We start from the raw sequence: 3488 nt of genomic DNA, 5'->3' as shown, positions 1-3488 counted from the left end.
GCGGCTGGAGGCCGAGGACACGCCCGCCCGGGCCACGCCTCCGCGGCTCCTGCGCCTGCCGTCGCGGCTGATCGTGCGCTCGTCCTGCCGCAGGCGCGGCTGACGGGCCGCGCAGAACGCAAAAAAAGAGGGGCAGAGCGGAAACCGCCCTGCCCCCTTTGATTTTCGTCCCGTGGCTTTCGCCGTCAGGCCTTGTTCTTGTTGTAGACGTCGAAGACGACGGCGGCGAGCAGGACGAGGCCCTTGATCACCTGCTGGTAATCGATGCCGATGCCCATGATCGACATGCCGTTGTTCATGATGCCCATGATGAAGGCGCCGACAACCGCGCCGACGATCTTGCCGACGCCGCCGGACATCGACGCACCGCCGATGAAGACGGCCGCGATGACATCGAGCTCGAAGCCGTTGCCGGCCTTCGGGGTCGCGATGTTGAGGCGGGCCGCGAAGACGAGACCGGCAAGGGCTGCGAGCATGCCCATGTTGACGAAGACGATGAAGTTCAAACGTCTCGTGTTGATGCCGGAAAGGGCTGCCGCCTTCTCATTGCCGCCGATCGCATAGACGCGGCGGCCGAAGGTCGTGCTTTCGGTGATGAAGGTGTAGATCACCGTCAGGATCGCCATGGAGACCAGAACGTTCGGCAGGCCGCGGAAGGAAGCGAGCTTCCACGAGACGAAGACCAGGACCGCCGCGACGATGATGTTGCGGCCGAGGAAGAAGGAATAGGGTTCATCCTCGATGCCGTAGGCAACATTGCGCGAACGGGCCCGCCAGGCGAGATAGACGATCGCGGCGGCGGCGATGATGCCGGCGGCAAGCGCCGTCATGTTCGGCTTTCCGACCCCGAAAATGTCCGGCACGAAGCCCGTGGACAGAAGCTGGAACGAGCTCGGGAAGGGACCGACGGACTGGCCGTTCAGGAGCCACAGCGACAGGCCGCGGAAGATCAGCATGCCCGCCAGCGTGACGATGAAGGACGGGATCTTCCAGTAGGCGACCCAGTAACCCTGCCACGCGCCGATCAGCATGCCGGCGAAGATGCAGGCGAAGATCGTGACGATGACCGGCACGTTCCATTGCACGATCAGCACGGCGGCAAGCGCGCCGATGAAACCGACGATGGAGCCGACGGACAGGTCGATATGCCCTGCCACGATGATCATCAGCATGCCAAGCGCCATGATGATGACATAGGAGTTCTGCAGGAACAGGTTGGTGATGTTGACCGGGCGCATCAGAACGCCGTCGGTCACGATCTGGAAGAAGGCGATAATGACAATCAGCGCAAGCAAGATGCCGTAGTCGCGCATTCTCAGCGTCAGGTAGGAGCGAATCGAGGGTTTGCTCTGGCCTGCATTTTCCTCAGGAGTATTCATCGTCATCTCTTTCTATTTTCTGACAATGAAGGACATGATGCGTTCCTGGCTCGCCTCTGCGGCGTCCAGCTCTCCCACCAATGCCCCCTCGTTCATAACGTAAATGCGGTCGCACATGCCGAGCAGTTCCGGCATTTCCGACGAGATCATCACCACGCCGCGGCCTTCGGCCGCAAGCTGGTTCATCAGGCTGTAGATCTCGAACTTCGCGCCGACATCGATGCCGCGGGTCGGCTCATCGAGGATGAGCACGTCCGGCTGGGTGAACAGCCATTTGGACAGAACGACCTTCTGCTGGTTGCCGCCCGAAAGATTGACCACGCGCTGGGCCACCGTCGGCGTGCGGATATTCATCGCCTTGCGATAGTATTCCGACGTCTTGGTCTCTTCCGCCGTGTTCAGCACGCCGTATTTCGAAACGCCCGGAAGGTTTGCCAGCGTGACGTTCTTGGTGATCGGCTCGTCAAGCACGAGCCCGAGCGCCTTGCGGTCCTCGGTCACATAGGCAAGGCCGGCGAAGATCGCCTTCGGCACGGTCGAGACATCGACCTTCTGCCCGCCGAGCCAGACCTCGCCGGAAATGTTGCGGCCGTAGCTGTGGCCGAAAATGCTCATGGCAAGCTCGGTGCGCCCGGAGCCCATCAGCCCCGCAATGCCGACGATCTCGCCGGCGCGCACATTGAACTTGACGTTCTTGATCACCTTGCGGTCGGTCTGCTCGGGATGCCAGACGCTCCAGTCCTTCACCGCCATCAGCTCCTCGCCGATGTTACGCTCGCGGTCGGGGTAGCGGTTTTCCATCGCCCGGCCGACCATGGCCTGGATGATCTTCGCCTCGCTGACCTCTTCCTTGTGGCAATCGATATCGGCGACCGAAGCGCCGTCGCGAATGACGGTGATGCTGTCGGCGACCTGTTCGACCTCGTTCAGCTTGTGGGAAATCAGGATCGAGGTGATGCCCTGCTGCTTGAGTTCCAGAAGCAGGCTCAGGAGCTTGGCGCTGTCGCTTTCCGAAAGGGCCGCGGTCGGCTCGTCGAGGATCAAAAGCCGCACGTCCTTCGACAGCGCCTTGGCGATCTCGACAAGCTGCTGCTTGCCGACGCCGATCTTTTCGACGAGGGTTGCGGGCGGATCCTTCAGCCCCACCTTGCGCAACAGTTTTTCGGTCTTCTGATAGGTATCCGGCCAGCTGATCACGCCGGACTTGGCGACTTCGTTGCCGAGAAAGATATTTTCGGCGATCGACAGTTGCGGAACCAGGGCAAGTTCCTGATGGATAATGATAATGCCCTTCTTTTCGCTGTCCGAGATACCGCCGAACGTCGCCAGTTCGCCGGCATAATAAATCTCGCCCTCATAGCTGCCATGCGGATAGACGCCTGAAAGAACCTTCATCAGCGTCGACTTGCCAGCGCCGTTTTCGCCCACAAGCGCGTGGATTTCGCCTTCTTCGACAGCGAGATCGACATCACTCAACGCTTTCACGCCCGGAAAGGTCTTTGTGATTTTTTTCATTTCGAGCAATGTTGTCATGACACCCTCACCCGGCTGGCGCCCGGCGCCGCCGCCGACCGGAACGGCCGGCGGCAGGCCCCACGCGAAGCTCTCGGGGTTACTCTTCGATCTGCTTCATCGTGTAGTAGCCGCTGTCGTCGACCAGGATCTGCTTCCAGTTGTCCTTGGTCACGGCGACCGGCTCCAGCAGATAGGACGGCACGACCTTGTCGCCATTGTTGTAGGTCGAGGTGTCGTTGATTTCCGGCTGCTTGCCCTCGGAAATCGCCTCGACCATGCCGACGGTGACTTCGGCAAGCTTGCGGGTATCCTTGAAGATCGAGGAATACTGCAGGCCTTCGATGATCGCCTTCACGTTCGGCAGGTTCGAATCCTGGCCGGTGATGATCGGCATCTTGAGGTCGCCGGAGCCGTAGCCGAGGCTCTTCAGCGAGGAGATCGCGCCCATGGCGAGGTCATCATTGGAGGCATAGACGCCGTGCAGCGGCTGCTGCGTGTAATAGGCCGAAAGCAGGTTGTCCATGCGCGCCTGAGCGGCCGCATTCGACCAGTTCAGCGTGCCGATCTTGTCCATGCCCATCTGGCCCGACGGGA

At 61.0% G+C, this 3488-nt stretch carries 3 protein-coding genes; all 3 read right to left on the bottom strand.

What is annotated here, in order from left to right; translation table 11 throughout:
• Positions 1 to 185: 185 nt before the first annotated feature.
• Entirely contained in the window at positions 186 to 1379 is a 1194-nt protein-coding gene (mmsB, locus tag AC5DC2_RS21440; protein ID WP_200334378.1) for a multiple monosaccharide ABC transporter permease, read from the bottom strand.
• A gap of 12 nt (positions 1380 to 1391) precedes the next feature.
• Positions 1392 to 2912 carry a multiple monosaccharide ABC transporter ATP-binding protein gene (gene mmsA, locus AC5DC2_RS21435; RefSeq protein ID WP_024708207.1) on the bottom strand — a complete coding sequence of 507 codons (1521 nt, stop codon included), beginning with the start codon at positions 2910 to 2912 and terminating at the stop codon, positions 1392 to 1394.
• Between the two features lie 79 nt (positions 2913 to 2991).
• The coding region (locus AC5DC2_RS21430) for a substrate-binding domain-containing protein (protein WP_491699951.1) at positions 2992 to 3488 on the bottom strand (497 nt) is incomplete at its 5' end.

It is taken from the genome of Martelella sp., assembly GCF_984369615.1.
This window is presented reverse-complemented; position numbering and strand designations above follow the sequence as displayed.

Coding starts and splice junctions, on each gene's coding strand:
- mmsB (WP_200334378.1), bottom strand. CDS start 1,379: ATGAATACTCCTGAGGAAAATGCAGGCCAGAGCAAACCCTCGATTCGC.
- mmsA (WP_024708207.1), bottom strand. CDS start 2,912: ATGACAACATTGCTCGAAATGAAAAAAATCACAAAGACCTTTCCGGGC.